The organism is Actimicrobium sp. GrIS 1.19, from assembly GCF_035984655.1.
In the GTDB taxonomy this organism is placed as follows: Bacteria; Pseudomonadota; Gammaproteobacteria; order Burkholderiales; family Burkholderiaceae_D; genus Actimicrobium.
In genome coordinates, this window is the sequence record NZ_JAXCHT010000062.1 from 1 (window position 1) to 5,106 (window position 5,106).

The 5,106-nt window shown below is 54.1% G+C and carries 2 protein-coding genes; one reads left to right on the forward strand and one right to left on the reverse strand.

All coding sequences use genetic code 11. The annotated features are described in order from the left end of the window. The first annotated feature begins 78 nt into the window (after positions 1 to 78). Complete coding sequence (locus tag RCH09_RS19325) at positions 79 to 1,668, forward strand: methyl-accepting chemotaxis protein (protein ID WP_326942774.1); 1,590 nt, start codon at positions 79 to 81, stop codon at positions 1,666 to 1,668. Positions 1,669 to 2,217: 549 nt separating this feature from the next. Here the strand turns inward: RCH09_RS19325 and RCH09_RS19330 are convergent. Further along, the gene (locus RCH09_RS19330; protein ID WP_326942775.1) at positions 2,218 to 4,005 is read right to left on the reverse strand and encodes a S53 family peptidase; all 1,788 of its coding nucleotides are present in this window, start codon (positions 4,003 to 4,005) and stop codon (positions 2,218 to 2,220) included. Between the last annotated feature and the right edge of the window lie 1,101 nt (positions 4,006 to 5,106).

Consider the following 5,106-nt stretch of genomic DNA (forward strand, 5'->3'; position numbering starts at 1 on the left):
TCGTAGCAGTTTACAAGCGGGGCGCTAACTCATTGAATGTAAACGGGAATTGGCGCGAGGTGAGAGTCTGAGGGTGACTTGTGTATAACGAAATGCGTCAAGGAACGCCTTATTAAAGAATGGAAAAATGCGACGGATATGAACGGTGTCAGGCTGCTGGCAATCATGCAAAATGAGGTCGCGTCGCAGCAGCAAGAATTGGAGTCGGCGTTGAAAGAAACCAGCGCACGCGTGGTGGAGATTCAAAAGAAATTAGATTTGATGCCAAAAAGCATTGATGAAATAGCGCGTTACGACGAAGTCGCAGAAAAGCGAAAGGAATACGTGGCTGCACGTGAAAAAATATTCACGGAAAAAAAGAGCGGTAACGCAGAAGAAGCAAAAAAATTAGCTGATACGCAACTCAAGCCAGCCCGTAACGCCTATCTTGCATCGCTTCAGAAATTGGTCGATCTCCAGACAGAGGAAATCACCGCCAGCGGCACGTATTTGAAAAATGAATTTGCACAAAGCCAATTTCTTCTCGAAATATTGACGGGACTCGCTGTATTTTTGAGCGTCCTCATGTCTTACTTGATCAGCAAATCCATCATCAGACCATTGCGGCAAGCCATATCGATTGCGCAAACCGTTGCCTCGGGCGATTTGAGCGGGCACATTGATATTCATTCACGGGACGAGATCGGCCAATTGCTGCAATCACTCAACGTGATGAATGGCAGTTTGCACACGATTGTTGCCGAGGTGCGCATGGGGACGGAAACAATTGCCACCGCGTCGAAGCAGATTACTTCCGGCAACCTCGATTTGTCGGCACGTACCGAATCGCAAGCCAGTGCATTGGAAGAAACGGCGTCCTCCATGGAGGAACTGACCAGCACGGTCACGCAGAGCGCTGAAAATGCCCGGCAGGCCAATCGACTGGCCGAATTGGCCTCGGATGTCGCCACAAAGGGCGGTGGTGTCGTCGCGCAGGTCGTCGAAACAATGGGATCCATCCATGAATCTGCCAGAAAGATTGCTGACATCATCAATGTGATCGACGGCATCGCGTTTCAGACCAATATCCTGGCATTGAATGCTGCCGTTGAGGCCGCCAGGGCCGGCGAGCAGGGCCGTGGTTTCGCCGTGGTTGCAACCGAGGTGCGAAATTTGGCGCAACGCAGCGCAAGTGCCGCGAAAGAAATCAAGGTGTTAATTACCGATTCCGTGGAGAAAGTCGATCTTGGATCACGGCTGGTCGATCAGGCGGGCGTGACGATGCAGGAGGTCGTCACCAGCGTCAAGCGGGTCACCGACATCATCGGCAATATCGCTGTTGCCAGCAATGAACAAGCTTCAGGGATTCGGCAAATCAATCAGGCCATCACGGACATGGATACTGCTACACAACAGAACGCCGCTCTGGTCGAAGAGGCCACCGCAGCTGCACAGTCATTGCATGACCAGGCCGGCAGTCTGGTGCAAACGGTTGCTGTTTTCAAGCTCGACAAAACGCTGGCTGGATCAAACCAGGGCGTAACGTTGGCAAGTGGGTCATTCGCAAGGTCAAAAGCGCCCCAGGTAGCTCTCGTCGCTCTGGCACATCACGCCAGGGGTGCGGCAGTCGGAACGACGTCGATACAGCGTGCGCGCCCGGCAGTCGCACATCGGCGAGGCGCCGCTTAAGATTCAAGAAACGCCGGCCATTAACCGCGTTAGCTCTCCTATGGGGTGCCCGCATTACGCTGCCGGCTCACGAAGACGTACACTGGTGCGAGGCCGTCCTCGTGTTCGGCTTCCGTCTCGGCCGCATGCATACGCGATAATAAATGCTGTTTGACGCCGAACCAGGCATTTGACGTCTTTTGATTTAAGTTGACATAATATAGATTACGCGAAATTGCGATGTTGGCCCCAAATAGTAATGTCCGGTTTGGGGGTGCGACATTTGAATATGGACCTGACACCCTACTGCGAAGTCCTAACTCTACAGTCCCTATCTCTTGAACAGGTTTGCTCGGGTCCGGTTCCGGACATTGATTCTTGTACTTGTCGCCTTGGCAAAACGACGGGGTTTTACGCGCAAATCCGATAAAAGAGCCCGCACTAGGCGGGCTGCACCGTTTACCGATCAAAGTTATTAAACAGCAGTTTTTCGGCTCCGCATAACTCGCCCTGCGTAGCTAATTTTATATCGGTGACGGTGCGATATCCCGTCACCGCGATGGCGGGTCATCAGCGAATTGCGCGTGCCAGTGCCGCAGCGTTGATGGTGCCAAGACCTGCACCCGGCTCGTAACCTGAAACGCCAGAATAGAACCAGTTGTCCCCTGCGGTGATCTCGTTTAATCCGGTGGATTGGCTCCGCGATCCTTTAGACTTCAGAGCGTACAACTGCGGCTGTAGTAGACCCAGCCGTGATCCCTTGGCTTGGGCTATGAGCGAGAAGATACCGTTCAGTTGCGGTGCAGCGAAACTGGTACCACCGTAAAAGTTCTGAACACCACCGTCTGGTGTCGAGTAGACGATATAGCCGGTTTGTGGATCCGAGTTCAGCGAGATGTCAGGCAAATTCCGACCCTTTACGTTCGAGGCAACCGTGTACAGCGTGGTCGTGCTAGTTGGGGCACCGACCGGATCTGGTGTAGAGGTCAGGACCTGATTCGGTTCACTGCGCCGGATACCGCGCACGCCATTCTGGTAAGCAGGCTGTGGCCAGAAAACGCTGACGCCACCGCCGCCACCGACTGAATAGATGCCGCAGGTCACCGGTGTACGGCCTCTCGAAGCGCAGTAATCAGTCAGATAATCCCAGCCCCAAACCCGCTCGATCGGGAGGTTAATTAAAATACCTCGCAACGTGAAGCTTGTTGGAACAGTCGTGCCGCCAGCGGCAATGATGTACGGATCGGAGGCGGGCGAATCGACCGTCAGTGGGCTGGAAAAATAGGGCGCGGGAAACGAACGTTGCGTGTCATAGGCACCGGAGTCGCCTGCTGCGGCGAAGGTCGAGATGCCCTGTGCAGCAGCCTCGGCAAATGCCTGGTGGTACGCCACCAACACAGCTTGCGTATCAGTGGAAATACCTGGGATCGGATAATTAAAAATCTCGGGCGAGCCCCAACTCACTGAAAGGGTATCCACTTTGTTGTCGGAGATTGCCTTATAAAACACGTCAATGAATCCCGCTTCGGTATTCGGTGCGTCATAGACAATCACGTTAGCATCTGGCGCAAGGCCGCCCGACTGCTCCACATCCAGCGCAGTCTCGCCGGAGCCATCAGGACCTGACAGAGGACCGCCACCGTCGACGTGGACCTGCGTGATCCTGTCCGGATTCACCTTGAGGCCAATCTGGCTCCAGTAGGTATAGGCGTCTGCCGGAAGAAAATTGGCTAAGGTCGCAATGCCGACGGTCATACCTTTACCAGTTATGCCATTTGCGTACAGCGGATTCACACCGTAGAAGTTAGCGACATCACCGGTAGTGTAATTGCCAGCAACGCCAGTGGCAGTGCTATTTCCCGAAGGCAGCACCACAGCGGGTGACTTGCCGTCGGGAGTAAGACGCAGCGCCTGCCCTTTGGTGTAATGCGGCAGAAACTGTGAAGTCTGCGTGTTAAGGCCAGAGACGTATAGCACGACATCCTGAAGTAATTCAGGCACGCGCGGCTCGCGATCCGGACGGTGGAAACGACGCCCTTCTTTGTCCGAGTAGTCACGCAGTGTGGTGGAAAATGCCTGTCCGAGTTGCGCCGCCGTGCCGGTTGCCTTGATCACCAAATTATCGTCATAGACTTCGTTGATTGTGATGCCCAGGCGCTGTAGATAGCTGGTAATGCGTTGGATTTGCCCGTTCGACGGGGCATAACGAGCACGAAATTGCTGAACACTGAGAAACTTGTGATATCGATTACTGTCAGGATCGACACTCGCGGCAATGAACTCATCAAGATCCTCGCCATTTTGCAGTTTCAAAATGATCGATACTGAGACCGGGGTTGCGTCTGCGGTCGTACCCATGTCTTGAGGAACTGCGCCGTGACGTCCACTTGCATAGGATGACGGCGCACCGGCAACGACCGCTGCAAACGCAATGGAACTTAGTAACACCCTTGAAATTCTCTGATTATTCACTCAAGAACCCCTCTTTTTGGATGGCTCGCGTCTGGCCGATGAGTACCGGAAGATGTTGCCGAAAGAATAAGGTATTGGAGGATGTTAAGAATGTCAATGGATTATGTTGAATACTTGAAACGCTTACCTATGAGTAAGTCGCGGTGCCATTTGCTTGGCAAGACCAATTCCCCGCCCTGCCGTATGGCTTCCGGATAACGACGCAGTAGAGACGATCGGAACATGTCGCAAGACGTGTTCACCAAAATTGGTCCACTCCGTCGCAATCGGCAACGGTGATGGGCTTTTGCCTTGAGTCGGATACCTTTCAAATCCCGGCAGAAACATGCGTATCGCCGACATGAACTGGATGCAGGTCGAGGCCTATCCAGAACGGGATGATCGCATCGTCCTTCCCATCGGCAGCACTACTTTCCGGGAGACGTATAATCATCTCGATCTCGGTCTAACAGTCCATTCCTGGTTCGCTGGCAAACGCCTGGTGGACATGCACCGGCCGGAGCGTGGTTCTACCGATCCTCACGGTTATGCCATAGACGCAACACATAGACGCTCGGCTCCCGGACCTCGCAGAGGATCGTATCCTGCCCAACAAGGATGTGGCGCATCTCGCGCGGTGCGAATTCGTCGAGGCATTCTCCGATGCAGGGGTTCACATGAAAAGGGGTCGACGCTGCGGCCAGCGACTCAACGGTACGCGTTGCGGTTGCGTTGTTGGCCGGTGTGTTGCCGCTGACCGAAGTTGGACCCGCAAGCGATCCAGTGGATGGTCTGACTATTTACCCGGACCGACATGCCCGCTATGGTTTCCGCCGGGACGATGATTCGAACCTTGCCCTCCACCGCCCATGCGTACCGGGTTGGGTGCAATGTGGACGGTGACAGAATGGTTGTAAGCGCATCAGCAACGCCGTCTGTACATCACGCCATTGACCCGCCAAAGTGGTGCCCACCAAATAGTAGTGGGGATCACTTTGAACACAGCCA